Raw genomic sequence first — 17,189 nt, 5'->3', positions numbered from 1 at the left:
AAAATACAATTGGAGATCGACAAATGCGGTCCGCAAACACAAAAGGCGCCCCGATGGGGGCGCCTTTGTTTCAGTCCAGAGAGGGTCTCAAAAGTCTGTCGGTGCCCCGCCCTCGGCTTTGCGACGTGCCACAAAGTCAGCCAGCTCTTCGCGAATGGCTTCGTCCATTGGTGGCGCTTCAAAACTGTTGATGATTTCCTTGTAGATGTGATGCGCCCGCTCCGGCGTCCAGACCGCGCCCGCCTCTTCCCACGCTTCAAAGTTGCGCCAGTCCGAGACAAACGGCTGATAAAACGCGGTGGTGTAACGATCCTGCGTGTGCTGGATGCCAAAAAAGTGGCCTGCGTTGCCGACGTCCTTGATCGCATCCAAGGCAATATCGTCCGGCCCTGTCGCGGTCAAAGCGGGCTCCATGTAGCGTTGGATCATCTGCAACACTTCGCAGTCCATGACAAACTTTTCCGGGGACGCGATCAGCCCGCCTTCCAGCCAACCCGCGGCGTGATAGACCATATTGGCCCCCGACTGCACCGCGGACCACAGGCTGTTCGAGGTTTCCCACATCGCCTGCCCGTCAGGCACATTGGCCGCACACACGCCGCTTGCCCGCATGGGAAGCCCGTAGAACCGCGCCATTTGCCCCGTCATCTGGGTGGCCCGCATGTACTCTGGCGTGCCAAAGGCCGGTGCACCTGACTTCATATCGACGTTTGAGGTAAAGGTCCCGATGGCACAGGCTGCGCCGGGTCTGATCCACTGTGCCAGTGCCACGGCACACAACCCTTCGGCCAATGACTGCGCCACAGCGCCCGCCATTGTGACCGGTGCCATCGCACCCGCCAAGGTAAAGGGCGTCACGACAAGCCCCTGATTGCGCCGTGCAAGCCGGATCCAACCATCCATCATGGGTTCGTCATGTTTGAGAGGCGACGTCGAATTGATATTGGTGTACATCTTCGGGCCGGCTTCGAATTCCTCGTCCGTCCATCCGCCCGAGATCCGAACCATCTCCATCACGTCTTCAACCCGTTCCTTTCCCAAAGAATAGGTATGCGCAACTTTATCGGTCAGGGTCAGCTTGTCATACAGCACGTCCAGATGCCGGACGCTGGCGTGAATGTCCTGTGGCTCCACAGGATAGCCACCGACAAAGTGGATACAGTTGAAGTATTGCGACAGCTTGAACATGTTGGCGCACATTTCGCGCGTGCCGGGCACTTTGCGCCCAATTTCCATGTCCCAGTAATTTGGTGGCGACGATACATTGCCAAACAGAATATGGTTGTCCCCCATCACCAGCTTATGATCCGGATTTCTCGGGGTCATGGTCCAGCTTGACGGGGCCTTGCCCACCATTTCCATCACGAAATCACGCCCCATGCGGACGTTGTCACCGTCAACGGTGCACCCAGCCTCTTTCAGAAGGCTTTTGGCTTCTTCATTGTAAAACTCGATACCGATTTCTTCGAGGATACGCATCGCGCCATCGTGGATCGCATTTACACCCTCTTCTCGCAGCGGTTCTGTCGGCCTGTCGGTATTGACAGGAAGCCGCCATGGCATTTGCTCTATCGCGCCTGCGCTGCTGCGTCGTGCCGAATTGCCCGCGCGGCCACCGCCGCGCCGTCTGCGTCCACCTGTGTCGCTCATACCGGTCTCCTTCCGCTCGCGTTCGGTTTGAGCAAACACCACAGTTTCGGCGACAAGTTGACACTCTGCGACAAAGTCTGTCGCTTTTGGATGAACGCATGAAGGATGCAGACAAATACACGTGCCAAAAGAAAAGGCGCACCATCAGGCGCGCCTTGCAAATTCCGTTCAAAAGTCAGTCGTCAGAGTGCCCACTCGCGGGATTTAACCTGCGCTGACCCAATCCGTTATGTGACCGATATTGGCAAAAACCGCGTCCGCAAACGGTAGCAGCTCTTCGGCCGTTGCCATCCCTGTGAGCACCGCAATCGTCTGCATGCCTGCGGCCCGTCCCGCCACAAGATCATGGGTGCTGTCGCCTACCATCGCCACGCGTTTCGGTGACAGCTTCATCTGGTCTGCAAATGCCAAAAGAGGATCAGGATCCGGCTTCGCCCCGTATCCGCTGTCAAAGCCGGCGATAAAGTCAAACTTCTCGGCCACGCCAGCGCTGTTCAAATGCGCCCGCGCTGCGTATTCGGTGTCGTTGGTCATCACCCCAAGGCGCAGCCCCTTTTGGGCCAACCCGTCAAGATAGGGCGCAAGCGGCACAGCCGGCACCAAAGGCGCCCGGGACGCGGCCAGCATCAACTGGTTTTCCAAGGCCTCCACATCGGCGTCCGGCAACGCCCGTGCCACAGCCTCGGCTGCATCGCGGTTTGTCCCCGCAATAATAAGGCTGTGCGGCAGAAAGGTACCCGCATCAAGATCGTAATCCATCTCATCGGCGATCTTATAGGCCAGAGCGTCATCCTCTCCGGCATGTGACCGGATCATATGGGCGGCCCACGTGTTCCACGTCGCCCCGAAATCAAAGAGCGTGCCGTCCTTGTCGAACAACAATCCATCCACCCGCATGCTTCACCTCAAATTTCGTTTTTTAATGGTATCGGCACAGTGCCGGTTTGCGCCCTCTGACACAAGTGCATGACAGTTCCATGTCACGCGGTCCTCAGGTCCAGTGGCGTCCGGCCTCTCCCATCAGGACCTGATGTGCCATCATCGGTGTGGTGTAGTCTTCGCCAATCGCATCGCAAAAGCTGACGACCCAAGCGTCGTCCATGGTCAGAAAGCCCAGAACAGATGCCAGAAACTCTGTCTCGCCTGCCCGCGCCTTGAGGTCGTCAACAGACGCGCCGGTCGCCCCCATAAAGACAGGCATCAACTCGTCATTGTTCACCAGCCACGCCAGGGCCTTGAGGGCCAATGTTTCGGCGGCATCTTGCGATAGAGACATTTTTCATCACTTTCGAAATCATTTCTTAACCAATGCGCATACAAATTGAATCAACCCAATGGCAAGCGCCGAGGTATCCCAATGCCCGGAAAAATTCTGGTCCTCGACAGCGTCCCGACCAATCGGATCGTGCTAAAGGTCAAGCTTTCCAGCGCTTTTTATAGCGTCAGCCAGGCTTGCACGTTGAAGGACGCCATATCCCACATCCGGCAGGACCCGCCGGACCTGATTGTTCTATGCGCTGAAAACTGCTCGGACGGCGGGGGTATTGAACAATGCAGGACGCTGGCACGTATCCGCCCCGGCCTGCCTATTCCGATCCTTGTCCTGACATCAGAAATGACGCGGTCTCTGCGCCTGACTGCGCTCTCTGCGGGCGCCGAAGACATCTTGCAAAAACCCATCCACGATCAGGAACTGAACGCCCGCATACGGGCGATTTTGCGTGCACGCGAAGCCTCGGAAGAGTTGCGCCTGCGGGAACGCACCACCCGTGCCTTGGGATTTTCCGAACAGGCACGCCCCGAATTCGAACGCAGGGCACAGGTGATCTTTGTATCTCAAGACGGATCTCTGGGGCTGCGCTGGCGGTCGCGTCTGAAACCCCTGGTACCCTATGCGATGCAGCATTATTCGCCAAAATCCGCTTTGAAAGAGGCACCGAATGCGACGGTTGCGGATGCCTTTGTGATCGCAATTGATCACGATTGCCCTGATGAGGGCCTGCGCTTTCTGGCCGAAATTCGCGCCCATACCGGCAATCGTCACTGTGGTGTTCTTGTTGTTCTTCAAAACCGCTGCGACCGGTCTTTGATCGACGCATTGGATCTGGGCGCCAATGCGATCATGGCTCACGGTTTTGACGCCGAAGAGATGGCCCTGAGGCTGGCAACGATTATCAAACAGAAACGCCTGCGCGAAAAGCTGGACCGCACGGTCCACGACGGATTGCAGGCCGCGGTCACGGATCCGCTGACAGGGCTGTTTAATCGCCGCTATGCCCTGCACCAGCTGGGGCGCATGATTTCGCAATCCCGCGATGATCAACGTGACATGGCCGTGATGGTTGCCGATCTGGATCATTTCAAACGGATCAACGACAGGTATGGGCACGCTGTTGGGGACGAAGTTCTGCGGCAGATGGCGGACAGAATGCGCGCGGCCTTGCGCTCAACCGATTTGATCGCGCGGATCGGGGGGGAAGAGTTCCTGATCGTGCTGCCATTCGTGGCAACCTCACAGGCGCGGCGCACGGCAGAAACCCTCTGCGAAACAGTGCGCCGCAGCCCTGTTATCCTCAAAGGGCGTGATCTTCAGGTGAACGTGACCATGAGCATCGGAATGGGGATGGTCAGCGACCTTCCGCGCGATCTGGCGGACCATCCGGACACCGATGTGACCGGAATACTGCTCGACCAAGCGGATCAGGCCCTTTACGGCGCCAAGGCGACAGGGCGTGATCAGGTCACTTTCCGCCAATCAACAACCCGGCCCGCAAGCGGCATGGGATAAGTCAGACACAAAAAAGGACGCGTCTTCATGTGAAGGCAGCGTCCTTTTGGGCATTTCTTACCCTGTCAGGATCAATCCCGCGGAGGTTTGTCCTTTTTATACTTGCGTGGCCCTTTCTCAAGAACCTCCAGCATACGGTCCGCATAGGCCTCGCGGTCTTCGGCAGACATCTCTTCGACATAGGACAGCCAGACATCAAAAGCCACCTGACGGCGCAGTGCTGATTTCTCGTTCAAAGTGGCCCGCACAGATTTAAGCATCTCGGCATCAAACGGTGTGCTGCGCAGCACGCTGGCCATGTCTTCGATTAGCACGCGATCTTCTTTGTGGTTCACTTTCAACTCACGCTGGGCCTTTCGGATTTCACGGCCCAATGCGCGTTTGTCGTCAAATTCGAGGGCACGCACATAAACCGCTCCGGGTCCGTCCATCGATGACGACCGCGGAGGTCCGCCATGCCGCTGGATTCCGACGGCCGCTCCTATCACAACAAAAAGCACAAGGATGTTCAGGCCAAGCGACGCAATCAACAGAATGCGTCTGCCGCGCGACGTGCCTTTGTTTGGTTTTGTTTCAGGGGTCATGTCTTAGCCATCCTCTGCCAAGTCGCCAAGGCTTTCGCCAAAGCCGTCGTCAAAATAGGTCAGGTAATAGGTGCTGTCATCACTGACCAAACCGGTCAGCCCCTGTGGGGCCAAAGAGCTGGACGCGGAAAACCCGATCCACAACCCTGTAACCGCTGCCGTCGCGAGCCCTGCCATGGGCCGCCAACCGCCAAGCACCTGCACCATCTGGGCAAACAACCCGAGTTTGACCTGTTCGGGACCAGTGTTCAACTCATGGGGTGCGGGCTGCAAATGTTCGGCATCCGCCATCACACGCGCCAGCAGTTCAGACGAAGGGTCAAGTTTCGGGTCAGCAGCAGCAACCTGAAACAGATCGTCCAGCATCATTTCATCGCGTTCCGTATTAGTCATCGCTATACCCCAGTTCTGCGCGTCGCCCGGCCAAGGCTTTGGTCAACGCCCGTTTTCCCCGTGCCGTCAAGCTTTCGACTGCTTCGACACCAATGTCCATAATTTCGCTTATCTCGGGATTGCTCAGTCCTTCGATATGGCGCAACACCACCGCTTGTCGCTGGCGTTCAGGTAATTCGTTCAAGGCCGCCTGCAATGCATCCACACGGGCCTTGTCCTGCAACGTTTCTGCGGGACCGGTGCTGTCGTCTTCGGGTTCGGGGATCGAGTCGATATCGACCCCGCGCACCTTTCGCAGACGATCGGTGCATAAATTGGCCACCACACGATACAGCCAGGTTGTGACCTTGGCCTCGCCCTGCCGCCATTCCGGCGCAATCTTCCAAAGCCGGATCAACGCGTCCTGTGTCACATCTTCGGCCTCGGCGCGGTCACCCAGCATGCGAAAGGCATGGCCAAACACCTTTGGTGTCAGGCGCAGGGTCAGAATCCGCGCAGCAGACTGGTCCCCATTTGCATAGAGCACCAGCAAGGCATCGTCTGGTATGTCAACTTGTGCATCCAAAGGCATTAGCATGATCCGTCCGGACTAGCCCTTTGTTATGGACCGAGCAATCCCAATGACCACTCGATCCAAATGTTAACGACTTAGTTGTCTTCTGCAGGGGCCTTGTCACATGCACCCTTTTTCTTGCCGTGACGCTTTTCCATCTTGGCCTTGGCAGCTTCAAACTCTTCCTTCGAAACGGCACCGTCATTGTCGGTGTCCATTTTTTCGATCATCTTGCCGCCACGCTTTTTGCCTTTGGACTGCATTTCTTCAAAGCTCAACTTGCCGTCGCCGTTGGCATCTTTGTGCTCGAGCATTTTGGCGCTGCGCTTTTCGGCACGCTTTTTCATGTTCTCGGTGGCCTTGGCCTGCATCTCTTCCGCGCTCAGCATGCCGTCACCATCCGTGTCGGCCTTGTCAAAGCGGGCTTTGGCAAATGCGTCCAGCTCGTCCTGAGTGATCTTGCCGTCCTGATTGGCATCGATCTCTTCAAAGTTCATCATGTGACGCGGACCGTGCTTCCCCTTGGGACCACATTCCTTGTCCATCGCCCATGCACCTGCAGCGGTCACACTCAAAGCTGCGGCAAGAACACCTGTCATAAACATCGCACGTTTCATCTGCTTCTCCTTTACTCAACAAGGCCGGATCATCGTCCGCCTTTCGATAACTAAAACGCGCGGCATCCGAGTTTCCGTCGCAGAGCATTCAAAAAAGTTTCAAACCCCAAAAATCATATCGATATCACGCAGTCTGCTGCCATTCCCTGCCTAGAAGGGGCATTTCACCCTCCAGATTTGCGACATCGGGACGCGGGGCGGTCTTGTCATCTTTTCAAAGCGCATCATCTGTTCCCATCTTCGTGACGGGACTCGCGAGGAAGAAATGATTTATACTATGGAAGCGGAAGCAGATCGTCCGCTCGGCCCTTCTTTGTTAAGAGGGTGGCGGAGCAAATGCCCCAATTGCGGAAGTGGCCCTTTGCTAAAAGGGTACCTGCAGGTGAGGAAGACATGTTCTGTATGCCGGGAAGACTTTACACCACAAAAGGCTGATGACGGCCCTGCCTATCTTACGATCCTGATCGTGGGACACATCATGGCGCCGTTGCTGCATATGGTTTTTGTGACGTTGCATCCCGAGCCTTTGATCATGTTTACCATTTTTGCGGTTGGCTGCGTGGCGTTGTCGCTCTACCTTCTGCCAAGACTTAAAGGGGCCGTCATCGCCTTTCAGTGGGCGCGACGGATGCACGGGTTTTGAACAATCCCGTGTCACTCTGGTCTTGAGGGAGGGACTATGAGCGTAGATAAAACGGCAATCCGCAACGCGGCGACAGTGATTGTGCTGCGGGATCGCGAAAGTGATCCCCATATTCTTATGGGACAGCGCGGGGCCAAAGCGGCCTTCATGCCAAACAAATTCGTCTTTCCGGGTGGCGCGGTCGATACCGCCGATGCCGACATTCCGCTTGCAACACCGATGCCGGATCTTTGCCGCGAACGCCTCTGCGAACAGGCCGAAGCCGCATTGGTGCATCCGCTGGGTGTCGCGGCGGTGCGAGAATTGTGGGAAGAAACCGGCTTGATCCTCGGGCAACCCGGATCATGGGACATGCCGCCGCCCGAAGACTGGGTCAGTTTTGCCGCCACCGGGCACCTGCCCTCTGCGCATGCGTTACAGTTCGTGTTCCGGGCCATCACCCCTCCGGGGCGTCCGCGCCGGTTCGATGCAAGGTTCTTCCTGTTGGATGCCGACGAAATCGCAAGTGATCCGGATGATTTCAGTCACGCCTGTGACGAGCTTTCGCACCTGCAATGGATACCGATGAAAAAGGCGCGCGAATTCGACCTGCCCTTCATCACCGAGGTCGTTCTGGCCGAAGTCGAGGCGCGCCTGCATGACCGGCAGCCACCGGAAACAGTGCCCTTTTTCCGCAATGACGATGAAACCAGCATGTTCTTGCAGCTCAAGGGCCGTATGCCCGACTGGCGCGAAGACTAAAGCACCGGCTGGTCCCATTCAGGATGGGGCCAACCTTTCTTCATTTATTTCCCGAAAAACCGCGATCTTAGCTTTTCAGGCGATAGCCTGTGCGCAGCATCCCCCACGAGACAGCGACCAACATCGCAGTGGCGCCCGCGACAACGACCAATCCCAGAGCGGGTGAGCTGTCCGAAACACCGATAAATCCATAACGTGCGCCGTCGATCAGATAAAAGATCGGGTTAAAACGTGACACCGTTTCCAGAACCGGAGGCAATGCCGTCACCGAATAAAAGGTGCCTGACAGAAACGCCAAGGGGGTTACGATAAAGTTGGTTATCGCGGCCATCTGGTCGAACTTGTTGGCAAAAATCCCAGCGAGGATCCCCACCGCGCCCAGTAAAGCTCCGCCCAACAGGATAAACATCAACAGGATCAAAGGATGCGCAACATGCATCCCGAGAAACACGACCAGCCCGAGCGAGATCGCAACCGCCACCATCAGCCCACGTGTAATCCCGCCAGCGAGATACCCCAGAACGATTTCAAGCGGCGCAAGAGGCGGCATCAACGTATCGACGATGTTGCCCTGAACCTTGGAAATCACCAAAGACGAAGAGGTATTTGCGAAACTGTTCTGGATCACAGTCATCATCAAAATGCCGGGGGCCAGAAAATGCGCAAACGGCACGCCCATCACATCGCCGCGGTTCGGCCCGATCGCGATGGTAAAGATCATCAGGAACAACCCGGCCGTCACCAGTGGGGCCAAAAGGGTCTGTGTCCAGACAACCGCAAATCTCAGAATTTCGCGTTTTGCGAGGGTGTAAAGCCCCAACCAGTTCACCCGGCCAAAGCGGCGTACGCCCATTTCCACCTGATTCATGTGCCCGAGGCTCCCAATAGCTGATTCTCGGCCTTGTAACTCGGACTGGGGTGATTAGAATAGGCCCCTGACCCGGAAAAACGAGGCGATCCCATGTAGATCGCTTTTACCCAAGGAAATCACGAATGTCGTGGACTGACGAGCGCGTAGAACTTCTTAAAAAAATGTGGGGCGAAGGCCAGTCGGCCAGCCAGATCGCAAAAGAACTGGGTGGCGTGACCCGGAATGCGGTGATCGGCAAGGTGCACCGCCTTGGTCTGTCGAACCGCAACACGACCAAAGCGGATGCCAAGCCCAAGGCAGAGCCCAAGCCAAAAGCCGCGCCAAAGCCCAAGGCCGCCGCGCCCAAACCGGCGCCAGAGCCCAAGCCCGAACCCAAGACCGAGCCCGCCGTTGCACGCGATGCGACGGGTGCGCCTGCACGCCGCGCGATCATTCCTGCCGGCCAGCCCCTGCCGCCACAGCCCTCGGCAAACGAAATCAGCCCCGAGGCGCTTGCCAAGGTAAACGAAGTCGAAAAGACCGCCAAAAAGCTGTCATTGATGGAGTTGACCGAGCGTACCTGCAAATGGCCCGTTGGTGATCCGGCAACCGAAGAATTCTGGTTCTGCGGCCTTCCCGTCCAACAAGGCAAGCCCTATTGCGAAGCCCATGTTGGCGTCGCGTTCCAGCCAATGTCATCGCGTCGCGACCGCAAACGCTAAACCGCCTGCCGAGACCAACATGAATTTGACCCTGCAGCCCACCGGCTGCGGGTTTTTTCATTGTCGACGGGTCACATATCAAGCCGCTGCTGCAACTCGGACGCGCCTGTAAAAAAGGCCTCGCGCACTGTGGCGGCATAGGGGTTGGACACCTCGATGGCATGCAGAACGGTTGGCGGGTCGTCTCGCACCATATCCACCGCCTCGCGCAGCAGGTCAAAACTTGCCGTGGTCATCCGGTCCGGCAAAGGTCCCAACCCGACCAGAACCTTGGCAATAAGGTGGGTCAGCCCCTGCACCACGGCGAGTTCGCGATCATGGGCATCTGCCGTGTCAGTGATCACCTGAAGCCCCAAATGCCGCAAAAAGGCTGCGACCTGCCTGTGGCGGTCTCCTCGCACAGGGCACACTACGATCTTGTGCCCCTGCACGCCAGAGGCGGCACTTTGCGGACCAAACAAAGGATGCGTGCCCACGATATCAACGTCAGCAGGCAAAACCTCGCGCATCACGCGCACAGGCAGCACCTTGACCGACCCCACATCCAGAACAAGCGCACCTTTGCGCAACATGGGCGCGATCACACCACACAGGTGCCGCAAGCGCGCGACAGGCACCGCCAGCACCACCACATCACACCCTGCGGCGTCTTCCAGCGTCGTCATGCGCAAGGACCGCCCACAGGGCAGCGTGGTATGCGCGCGTGCCGGATCACAAACCCGAATGTCGAAATGCGCTGCAAGCGTTCGGGCTGCAAGCTGACCAAATGCGCCAAAACCGATCAGGCCAAGCGTCTGTGTCTTTTCTCGTCGAGACCCCATGGCAGGCTCCCCTTTTTCGTCAAGGGCCGCGTTACCGAAGGAATGAAATGCCTCTTATCGTTCAACCTCCGGCGCTGCGGCGGTTGAACATCTCAAAGACCCCGCCACTTATGTGGTCAGGGTATAATACACTGTGTTGATGAGGCATGTACGTGTCATGGCGCCTGACTGACACGTGCACGGGCATGGTGTCAAGCGGTCGGCCCTTCGCGCAGATCAATCCGGTGCACGTAAACCGCGGTGATCAACCCGGCACCCGCAGACCCGAACATGATCGCCAAAAGCAGCCACGCGCCGTTGTCCGGCGTCAGAATCGTACCTGTGACAGAGGTCAGAACAGCGCCTCCCGCAACCATCAAAGCACCGGACAACCCCGAGGCACTTCCTGCGAGTTCCGGTCGCACCGACATTGCGCCAGCGCTCGCAGCAGGCAGGGTCAACCCGTTGCCGATGCCAACAAAAACGACACTTCCAAAATAGCTCCAGACAGAGATCACATCACTCAGCACAAGAACGAGCCCGGCAGCAAGACCGCCGCAAGCCACCAAGCGGCCAAAGATCATCATCATGGCAAGACTGTATTTGCGCGCCAAACGGCCCGACAGAAAGTTCCCGAAGGCAAAGCCCCCCGTGATGGACCCCATTCCGATGCCGACCTGGGCCGTGGTCAGGTCAAACTCGATCGCGGACACCAGCGCGGCGCCGCCCAAGAACGAATAGAACGCGCCGACCGAAAACGCCAAACACAAGGCATAGCCCCAGAACCTGCGGGAGCGCACCAGCTCGGGATAGCTGCGAAACTGCGCTGTAAAGGTGGCAGACGGATTTTTGTTGGTCTCTCCAAGATCTGTCCAGACCAGCGCGAACATCGCAATTCCAAGACCTGCAAAGACCGCAAACGAGGCGCGCCAGCCAAACATCTGATCCAAGAGCCCCCCGAAACTGGGCCCGAGCATCGGAGCGAGCGCCATCACCATGCCGATATGCCCCAGCATGGCGGCGGCTTCCTGGGCTGGCACCATGTCCCGCACCACCGCCCGCGACAGCGCCGCACCTGCAATCACCGCAGCCTGCAACAGCCGAAACCCCAAAAAGACCCAGATATCGGTCGCCAAAAAGCACCCGACCGAGGCCAGAATGAAAATCGCAAACCCGATCAACAGAACGGGCCGACGCCCGAACCGGTCCGACAAAGGCCCCATGATCAATTGAAGCACCGCCGTCACGGCGAGGTATCCGGCGACCGACAGGTTCACCAAGGCATAATCAACGCCAAATTCCACCGCCATGTGGTTCAACGAAGGCAGGAACATATTCAGGGTAAGAATGGAAACCGCCGTCAGTACAATCAACGTTGACAAACGGGGGGGCGTTTGCGCCGCCTTTAGCACAACGGCCTTTCAGGGTGTCGCATCAGTCACCTCCAAGCAGCTCCAGAAGTTTGGATTTCGCCTTGTCTTCCAGAGAATCCTTTATTGCGTCCTCTGTGGACTGCCCCACTTCCGGTTGCAAGTTCAGCCGTTCGCTTATTTCCTGTTGCGCGCGCGTTTCGGCCTCGTCTTTCAGGCGTTCTTTTTCCGCCTCGAGATCAACCCCAAGCGCTTTGTCCAGCTGTGGTCGGATTTTCGGATCATCCCAGCTGCCATTGATGCGCACGGGAATTGCCAGCCCCTGCTGGTCATCGCGTTTGATCTGGGGTGTAAACAGATAATCCAACGTGCGTTGCCCAAGACCGACAACACCTTCTCCCTTGGCCTGAACGCTGGGCAAATCCAGCAACAGGTCATCATTGCTCAGAACGCCCTGCTCGATCTGCAATGTGGCCGAGAGGCTGTCAAATACCGTTGTCCCGCCTCCGGAAACGCCACTGCGCAACAGCCGGTCCAGATCGATCCCCGATATGGTGCCCTGCCCCACATCCACAGATCCACTGCCTTTGAGCGTATTCATGATGTCATAGACCGAGTTACCGACCCCCAGAAACGAAGCCTGCGCGGTTGCCTTTCCTGCGAAACGGGAAATTTTCATCGCATCGCTGAGAAGGGTTTTCATCTCGACATTATCGGCGCGGATTTTGCCTCCGACAGACAGCCCGTTGCGGTTGTTTGCAACAAATTCGCCCGTGACCTTGCCCCCATATGCCGAGATATCCTGCAAGGCGAACACCGCGCGTGACCGGTCAATCGACACCGCCATACGGGACGCGCCCAGCGTTAGATCTCCCAGATCAATCCCGGAAGCGGCAATCGCAATTGACCCGTCGACCAGACCAAGTGCAGAGGCATCAATCACCTCTTTTGACCAACTGTTGTCTGCGCTTTGCGCCGGCACATCCGCCTCTGCCGGCTGTGCAAAGGATGACAGGTCCAACACACCCGCCGCAATCTGGGCGTTCACTTTGGGCCGTTCGCCGTCTGTGAAGACATCCGCCTGCAGGGTCAGGGTATTGCCCAAAGCCATGACTGTGGTGTCTCTCAGGCTCAGCTGGCCCTCTTTTGTCAGTGTGACCTGGCCACGCAGGTTGAACGGGTCTATCTGCCCGCTGGCAGCCTGCCCCAGTGCCTTTAACACCTTATCGGGATTGGGCACATCCGCCGTTAGCTGACCAGCGGCTTGTGAATCCAGCCCCGCGCGCCCGTCAAACGCCAACGTGGCCCCCGCCACCGTGACATCCGCCGAAAGCGCCGCCACCTCGCCGCCAAGCAGGGCCGGCAGATCAGCCAGCCGCGCGGACACAGTGATGTCTTGCCCAGCCGGACGAAGAATCAGCGTGACATCGGCAGGTTCGTCCGGCGCGGCCCAGTCCAGAGAGACATCGCTGTTTGCCATATCAAACACGGCAGTGCCTGCCTCGACATAGCGTAGGCGCGCGTCTTTGATCGTCAGTTTCTCAAGAAACAATCCACCCGATGCTGGTGTGTCCTCGGTCGTGGTTGGCGTGTCCGTTGCGGCCGTTTCTGGGAACAACGACCAGTTCGCCCGCCCGTCGGCATCAACCTCGAGAACCACATCCGGGCGTAAGGCCTCGACCTTTTTGATGCGGATATCGCCCGTTACCAACGCAGCCACATCCACACCAATCGCCAGACTGTCTGCCGTCAACATCGGGCCTTCCGTGGACCAATCCGCATTCGACAGGGTCACAGCCCCCGTCGAGATGCCCAAAACCGGATACCAGCTGATGCCGACGTCGCCCTCAAAGTTGAGATCACGACCGGTTTGCGCCTTGACCTGATCCGCCGCGATCCGCGCGATCTTTTCCCCGGGAAGCACCAGCACAAGCGCCACAAGCCCGACGCACACAACAACGACCACCATCAACAACACACGGATCAAACGCATGGGAACCTCACACCACTGATTTGAAGATCAGCCTATGCCTACAAATCCGCACAGGCAATTCAGCAATTCCCAAATGCGCCTCAATCCCCTATATCCGCGCCATGACCAGCAATCCGCCAGAACTTCGCCCCGATCTCGCCAATGCCCGCGTGGCACAGGAAGCCGCCCGTCCCGGCCAACCCACCATCGGTATGGTGTCCTTGGGCTGTCCCAAGGCGCTTGTTGACAGTGAGCGCATCCTGACCCGTCTGCGCGCCGAGGGGTATGGCATCTCGCCCGACTATTCCGGTGCGGATGCGGTGATCGTGAACACCTGCGGGTTCCTTGACAGTGCCAAGGCCGAAAGCCTTGAGGCGATTGGCGAAGCGATTCAGGAAAACGGCAAGGTTATCGTGACGGGGTGCCTCGGGGCGGAACCCGAATACATCACCGGCGCGCATCCCAAAGTGCTCGCCGTGACCGGCCCGCACCAATACGAACAGGTGCTGGACGCTGTGCATGGCGCCGTGCCACCCGATCCGAACCCGTTCATTGACCTGCTGCCCGCAACCGGCGTCAGTCTTACGCCCAGACACTTTAGTTACCTAAAGATTTCAGAAGGTTGCAACCACAAGTGCAAGTTCTGCATCATCCCTGACATGCGCGGAAAACTGGCCAGCCGTCCGGCCCACGCCATCCTGCGAGAGGCGGAAAAGCTGGTTGATAATGGCGTGCGTGAACTGCTGGTGATCTCGCAGGACACCTCTGCCTATGGTCTGGATCGCAAATACGACATGAACCCGTGGAAAGAGGGGGAAGTTCGCAGCCATATCAAAGACTTGTCACGCGAACTTGGACAACTTGGAAACGCCAAGGACCTGTGGGTGCGGTTGCACTATGTCTATCCCTATCCGCATGTGCGCGACCTGATCCCGCTGATGGCGGATCCTGACAATGCGCTGCTGCCCTATATGGATATTCCGTTCCAGCATTCGCACCCTGATGTGCTCAAACGCATGGCGCGCCCTGCCCACACAGCCAAGACCCTAACCGAGATCGCCGCGTGGCGCGAGATCTGTCCGGACATCACGCTGCGGTCGACCTTTATCGTCGGCTATCCCGGTGAGACCGAGGCCGAGTTCCAGCACCTTCTGGACTGGATGGACGAAGCACAACTGGACCGAGTGGGTTGTTTTAAATACGAAAATGTCGATGGCGCACGGTCAAACGCCCTTTCGGATCATGTGGCCGAAGAGATCAAACAAGACCGCTGGGACCGCTTTATGGAGAAGGCACAGGCCATCTCTGAAGCTAAGCTGGAAGCCAAGGTTGGACAGGTCATGGATGTGATTGTCGACGACATCGACGATGACGGCATCGCGACCTGCCGCACCAAGGCCGACGCGCCGGAAATCGACGGAAACCTGTTCATCGATGAAGGCACCGAGGGTCTGAGCGTCGGGGATATCGTGACGGTCGAGGTTGACGAAGCGGGCGAATATGACCTCTGGGGTGCCCTGCGCCCCTAACCCGCCGCGTACCTTAAACCTTTCGGTTTGTACAAAAATTCTGGGGCCTTTGTCCGTTTTGTACAAAAGGGTTTGACCCCAATCGGGCCGCCATTTCACCGTGGCGGCCGAAACTAAATCCTATTCAGCATCATCCTCATTTAGAGGTTCTACAAAATCATCTTTAGCAGCCGTTTCCTTAATTCGTGGAGCCGGTTTTCGCCAAACATTTAGGTCTTGCCCAATCTCTTTGTAAAAGAATGGCACGAGCTGTTCTAATTCTACGATGAAGTTCGTTTGTTGAGTGAATTTGCCGCCCAATCTTTTCGTTATGTAAATGTGAAAACTCACTACTTGCAGGCCATTTTTGTCTTTTTCACATAGATCAGGATCAGCCCTTAAGTCGGCCAAAGAATGTGTTGTGTCCTCACTCCTACCTGGCCAGCAAAAGCGAACATAAACATCAGCATCGGACTCAGCTCTAATCTGCCTAAGCAACCAATTCAGTCGAGCCTTTGAAGATTTTTTATCCTCTGGTGCCCTTAGCGTCATGCCCGCTTCTAAGGCCCTGCGATTGAGATCTGCAATTACCTCTAAAGGTGCAGCAGCATCTGGGATGTCCAAGCTTAACTTCAACTGATGGTTTTCTCGTAATAGTCGCAGCTCTTCTTTTTGGCGCTCAACCAGATCATTCATATGTTTTCGTGACAATCTTTGCCGAACAATTGTTTCTGTGTCCCGACTGAGAATAAGAGACAAATCTTTTGTTTCTTGATGCCATGCTTCAATGACAGCAATGGCTTCGGGCGACTTAGCCAATATTTTTCCACCAGCCGAGACATGGCGATTTAGTTCGCTCCATTCTGGAGGCATCCTGTCAAAGCCCTTGATCCCTGCACTTTCATGGGTCAGGAACCTAATGAGTTCTTTTAGCAAGATACTCTGGTCATCATCTTCTACGTTTTCATTTCTGATCAACAAATCAGCCATCGTACGAATGTACATCCAGGACCAGTGATAAACAGGGATCTTAGACCTACTTTTACGAACGTCTTCTACTGGATGAGCCGTTGGAGTGGTCGCAAACTGATTGGAAATGGTAACTACACAATCAATCTTGTGTTCTTTTGCAATCTCTCTGTACTTTTCAATTTGCTCAGCGGTGATGGGGTTATTGCCAACTTTCGCCTCGATCATCGCCTTCCATTCTCGACCGCCTGTTTTAAGAATAATCAAACCATCAGGTCGATTTTTCGTGTCCAACTTTTGGCCTTTGAAAACAACTTCGGTAAACGTTTCAAGACGACTTCGAACACCAATTCTTTGACCAAGAGAACTCAGCAACTCGGCCCCAAATTCGTGAATCAATGTCATACATGCCAAGACTATCGAAGTCGTTCGCCCTTCTTTGGATGTCGTCGCTAGAACTGGGAATAAGCGAGAAGGTTCGCCTTGAATCAAATAATCTGGTCTCGTCATAATACTCTCCAAAATTACCTCCAAGGTAGAATGAGACCTCCTTCAAAATCAATCAAAAGGTGAAATATCTCAATCTTGAGAGATAGAGGCAATTTCGGTTAAAGCCGACCGAAGGTTCGTTAGAAAAGCCCCAACAACACGACCACCCATGCCACACCTGCTGCGACGGCGGTGACTGCCACGGCGGCGCTGCCGGCGTCTTTGGCTTGGCCAGCGAGCGGGTGCGGTTCCTCAGAGATGTAATCAACCGCGCGTTCGATGGCGGTGTTGAACAGTTCCGCCGCCAGAACAAGAACGCCGAGTGCCAAGATCAGGGCGCGCTCGGCTGTTTCAAGGGGCAACCAGAAGGCCAACCCACCGGACACCAGATTGGCCCAGACCCAAGAGCGAAAGGAATGTTCCTCCTTCCAGGCCAGTACAACACCGGCCCAGCTCCAGATCGCCCGAAGGCGCAAACGTTTCAGGAAAGTGATCAAGTCCCCTCCGGCCCAGAGGATGGGCCGAAGGCGATTTCTGATG

The 17,189-nt window shown here is 56.6% G+C and carries 18 protein-coding genes; 5 read left to right on the top strand and 13 right to left on the bottom strand.

The annotated features are described in order from the left end of the window. Positions 1 to 87: 87 nt before the first annotated feature. From PH7735_RS06675 to PH7735_RS06665, 3 genes are all read right to left on the bottom strand, one after another. Positions 88 to 1,650, bottom strand: a complete 1,563-nt coding sequence (locus PH7735_RS06675) for a trimethylamine methyltransferase family protein (RefSeq protein WP_058310496.1) — start codon at positions 1,648 to 1,650, stop codon at positions 88 to 90. Between the two features lie 204 nt (positions 1,651 to 1,854). Next, positions 1,855 to 2,547 carry an HAD family hydrolase gene (locus tag PH7735_RS06670; protein WP_058310495.1) on the bottom strand — a complete coding sequence of 231 codons (693 nt, stop codon included), beginning with the start codon at positions 2,545 to 2,547 and terminating at the stop codon, positions 1,855 to 1,857. Between the two features lie 94 nt (positions 2,548 to 2,641). Further along, positions 2,642 to 2,926, bottom strand: coding sequence for a DUF3572 domain-containing protein (locus tag PH7735_RS06665; protein ID WP_058310494.1), 285 nt, complete (start codon positions 2,924 to 2,926; stop codon positions 2,642 to 2,644). A gap of 81 nt (positions 2,927 to 3,007) precedes the next feature. Between PH7735_RS06665 and PH7735_RS06660 the strand changes: the two genes are divergently transcribed. Continuing rightward, on the top strand, positions 3,008 to 4,438 hold the full coding sequence (locus tag PH7735_RS06660) for a diguanylate cyclase domain-containing protein (protein ID WP_058310493.1): 1,431 nt from the start codon (positions 3,008 to 3,010) through the stop codon (positions 4,436 to 4,438). 71 nt (positions 4,439 to 4,509) lie between these two features. Here PH7735_RS06660 and PH7735_RS06655 read toward each other — a convergent pair whose 3' ends face one another. The 4 genes from PH7735_RS06655 to PH7735_RS06640 all read right to left on the bottom strand — a co-directional run bounded on the left by PH7735_RS06655 (position 4,510) and on the right by PH7735_RS06640 (position 6,585). Further along, positions 4,510 to 5,022, bottom strand: coding sequence for a periplasmic heavy metal sensor (locus PH7735_RS06655; protein ID WP_058310492.1), 513 nt, complete (start codon positions 5,020 to 5,022; stop codon positions 4,510 to 4,512). A gap of 3 nt (positions 5,023 to 5,025) precedes the next feature. Further along, positions 5,026 to 5,415, bottom strand: coding sequence for a hypothetical protein (locus PH7735_RS06650; RefSeq protein WP_058310491.1), 390 nt, complete (start codon positions 5,413 to 5,415; stop codon positions 5,026 to 5,028). Beyond that, the gene (locus PH7735_RS06645) at positions 5,408 to 5,992 is read right to left on the bottom strand and encodes an RNA polymerase sigma factor (RefSeq protein WP_058310490.1); all 585 of its coding nucleotides are present in this window, start codon (positions 5,990 to 5,992) and stop codon (positions 5,408 to 5,410) included. Before PH7735_RS06645 ends, PH7735_RS06650 begins: the two co-directional genes overlap by 8 nt. Positions 5,993 to 6,063: 71 nt before the next feature. Next, positions 6,064 to 6,585: an EF-hand domain-containing protein gene (locus tag PH7735_RS06640; RefSeq protein ID WP_058310489.1), complete on the bottom strand. Its 522-nt coding sequence runs from the start codon at positions 6,583 to 6,585 to the stop codon at positions 6,064 to 6,066. Between the two features lie 265 nt (positions 6,586 to 6,850). Here PH7735_RS06640 and PH7735_RS06635 point away from each other — a divergent pair, with 265 nt between their 5' ends. After that, complete coding sequence (locus PH7735_RS06635) at positions 6,851 to 7,228, top strand: DUF983 domain-containing protein (RefSeq protein ID WP_058310488.1); 378 nt, start codon at positions 6,851 to 6,853, stop codon at positions 7,226 to 7,228. Positions 7,229 to 7,264: 36 nt separating this feature from the next. Beyond that, complete coding sequence (locus PH7735_RS06630; protein ID WP_058310487.1) at positions 7,265 to 7,969, top strand: NUDIX hydrolase; 705 nt, start codon at positions 7,265 to 7,267, stop codon at positions 7,967 to 7,969. Between the two features lie 67 nt (positions 7,970 to 8,036). Here the strand turns inward: PH7735_RS06630 and PH7735_RS06625 are convergent, their stop codons facing one another. After that, positions 8,037 to 8,837, bottom strand: coding sequence for an ABC transporter permease (locus tag PH7735_RS06625; RefSeq protein WP_058310486.1), 801 nt, complete (start codon positions 8,835 to 8,837; stop codon positions 8,037 to 8,039). Between the two features lie 125 nt (positions 8,838 to 8,962). Between PH7735_RS06625 and PH7735_RS06620 the strand changes: the two genes are divergently transcribed. Beyond that, on the top strand, positions 8,963 to 9,541 hold the full coding sequence (locus tag PH7735_RS06620) for a GcrA family cell cycle regulator (protein WP_058310485.1): 579 nt from the start codon (positions 8,963 to 8,965) through the stop codon (positions 9,539 to 9,541). Between the two features lie 71 nt (positions 9,542 to 9,612). Here the strand turns inward: PH7735_RS06620 and PH7735_RS06615 are convergent, their stop codons facing one another. From PH7735_RS06615 to PH7735_RS06605, 3 genes are all read right to left on the bottom strand, one after another. After that, positions 9,613 to 10,362, bottom strand: a complete 750-nt coding sequence (locus PH7735_RS06615) for a prephenate dehydrogenase (RefSeq protein ID WP_058310484.1) — start codon at positions 10,360 to 10,362, stop codon at positions 9,613 to 9,615. A 191-nt stretch (positions 10,363 to 10,553) separates the two neighbouring features. Beyond that, positions 10,554 to 11,723 carry a multidrug effflux MFS transporter gene (locus tag PH7735_RS06610; RefSeq protein ID WP_233488275.1) on the bottom strand — a complete coding sequence of 390 codons (1,170 nt, stop codon included), beginning with the start codon at positions 11,721 to 11,723 and terminating at the stop codon, positions 10,554 to 10,556. Between the two features lie 52 nt (positions 11,724 to 11,775). Then, positions 11,776 to 13,704: an AsmA family protein gene (locus tag PH7735_RS06605; RefSeq protein WP_058310482.1), complete on the bottom strand. Its 1,929-nt coding sequence runs from the start codon at positions 13,702 to 13,704 to the stop codon at positions 11,776 to 11,778. A 101-nt stretch (positions 13,705 to 13,805) separates the two neighbouring features. Here PH7735_RS06605 and rimO point away from each other — a divergent pair, with 101 nt between their 5' ends. Continuing rightward, complete coding sequence (gene rimO / locus PH7735_RS06600; protein ID WP_058310481.1) at positions 13,806 to 15,212, top strand: 30S ribosomal protein S12 methylthiotransferase RimO; 1,407 nt, start codon at positions 13,806 to 13,808, stop codon at positions 15,210 to 15,212. A 120-nt stretch (positions 15,213 to 15,332) separates the two neighbouring features. On the opposite strand, the gene PH7735_RS06595 is transcribed toward rimO, so the two are convergent. Beyond that, entirely contained in the window at positions 15,333 to 16,670 is a 1,338-nt protein-coding gene (locus PH7735_RS06595; protein WP_058310480.1) for a hypothetical protein, read from the bottom strand. Positions 16,671 to 16,789: 119 nt separating this feature from the next. After that, positions 16,790 to 17,143 carry a diacylglycerol kinase gene (locus PH7735_RS06590; RefSeq protein WP_058311176.1) on the bottom strand — a complete coding sequence of 118 codons (354 nt, stop codon included), beginning with the start codon at positions 17,141 to 17,143 and terminating at the stop codon, positions 16,790 to 16,792. Positions 17,144 to 17,189: the final 46 nt, after the last annotated feature.

Source organism: Shimia thalassica (assembly GCF_001458215.1).
Lineage (GTDB): Bacteria > Pseudomonadota > Alphaproteobacteria > Rhodobacterales > Rhodobacteraceae > Shimia > Shimia thalassica.
This window is presented reverse-complemented; position numbering and strand designations above follow the sequence as displayed.

What these genes read in the sequence shown, in the direction of transcription:
- PH7735_RS06675 (WP_058310496.1), bottom strand. Translation starts at nt 1,650, where the DNA reads ATGAGCGACACAGGTGGACGCAGACGGCGCGGCGGTGGCCGCGCGGGC.
- PH7735_RS06670 (WP_058310495.1), bottom strand. Translation starts at nt 2,547, where the DNA reads ATGCGGGTGGATGGATTGTTGTTCGACAAGGACGGCACGCTCTTTGAT.
- PH7735_RS06665 (WP_058310494.1), bottom strand. Translation starts at nt 2,926, where the DNA reads ATGTCTCTATCGCAAGATGCCGCCGAAACATTGGCCCTCAAGGCCCTG.
- PH7735_RS06660 (WP_058310493.1), top strand. Translation starts at nt 3,008, where the DNA reads ATGCCCGGAAAAATTCTGGTCCTCGACAGCGTCCCGACCAATCGGATC.
- PH7735_RS06655 (WP_058310492.1), bottom strand. Translation starts at nt 5,022, where the DNA reads ATGACCCCTGAAACAAAACCAAACAAAGGCACGTCGCGCGGCAGACGC.
- PH7735_RS06650 (WP_058310491.1), bottom strand. Translation starts at nt 5,415, where the DNA reads ATGACTAATACGGAACGCGATGAAATGATGCTGGACGATCTGTTTCAG.
- PH7735_RS06645 (WP_058310490.1), bottom strand. Translation starts at nt 5,992, where the DNA reads ATGCTAATGCCTTTGGATGCACAAGTTGACATACCAGACGATGCCTTG.
- PH7735_RS06640 (WP_058310489.1), bottom strand. Translation starts at nt 6,585, where the DNA reads ATGAAACGTGCGATGTTTATGACAGGTGTTCTTGCCGCAGCTTTGAGT.
- PH7735_RS06635 (WP_058310488.1), top strand. Translation starts at nt 6,851, where the DNA reads ATGATTTATACTATGGAAGCGGAAGCAGATCGTCCGCTCGGCCCTTCT.
- PH7735_RS06630 (WP_058310487.1), top strand. Translation starts at nt 7,265, where the DNA reads ATGAGCGTAGATAAAACGGCAATCCGCAACGCGGCGACAGTGATTGTG.
- PH7735_RS06625 (WP_058310486.1), bottom strand. Translation starts at nt 8,837, where the DNA reads ATGAATCAGGTGGAAATGGGCGTACGCCGCTTTGGCCGGGTGAACTGG.
- PH7735_RS06620 (WP_058310485.1), top strand. Translation starts at nt 8,963, where the DNA reads ATGTCGTGGACTGACGAGCGCGTAGAACTTCTTAAAAAAATGTGGGGC.
- PH7735_RS06615 (WP_058310484.1), bottom strand. Translation starts at nt 10,362, where the DNA reads ATGGGGTCTCGACGAGAAAAGACACAGACGCTTGGCCTGATCGGTTTT.
- PH7735_RS06605 (WP_058310482.1), bottom strand. Translation starts at nt 13,704, where the DNA reads ATGCGTTTGATCCGTGTGTTGTTGATGGTGGTCGTTGTTGTGTGCGTC.
- rimO (WP_058310481.1), top strand. Translation starts at nt 13,806, where the DNA reads ATGACCAGCAATCCGCCAGAACTTCGCCCCGATCTCGCCAATGCCCGC.
- PH7735_RS06595 (WP_058310480.1), bottom strand. Translation starts at nt 16,670, where the DNA reads ATGACGAGACCAGATTATTTGATTCAAGGCGAACCTTCTCGCTTATTC.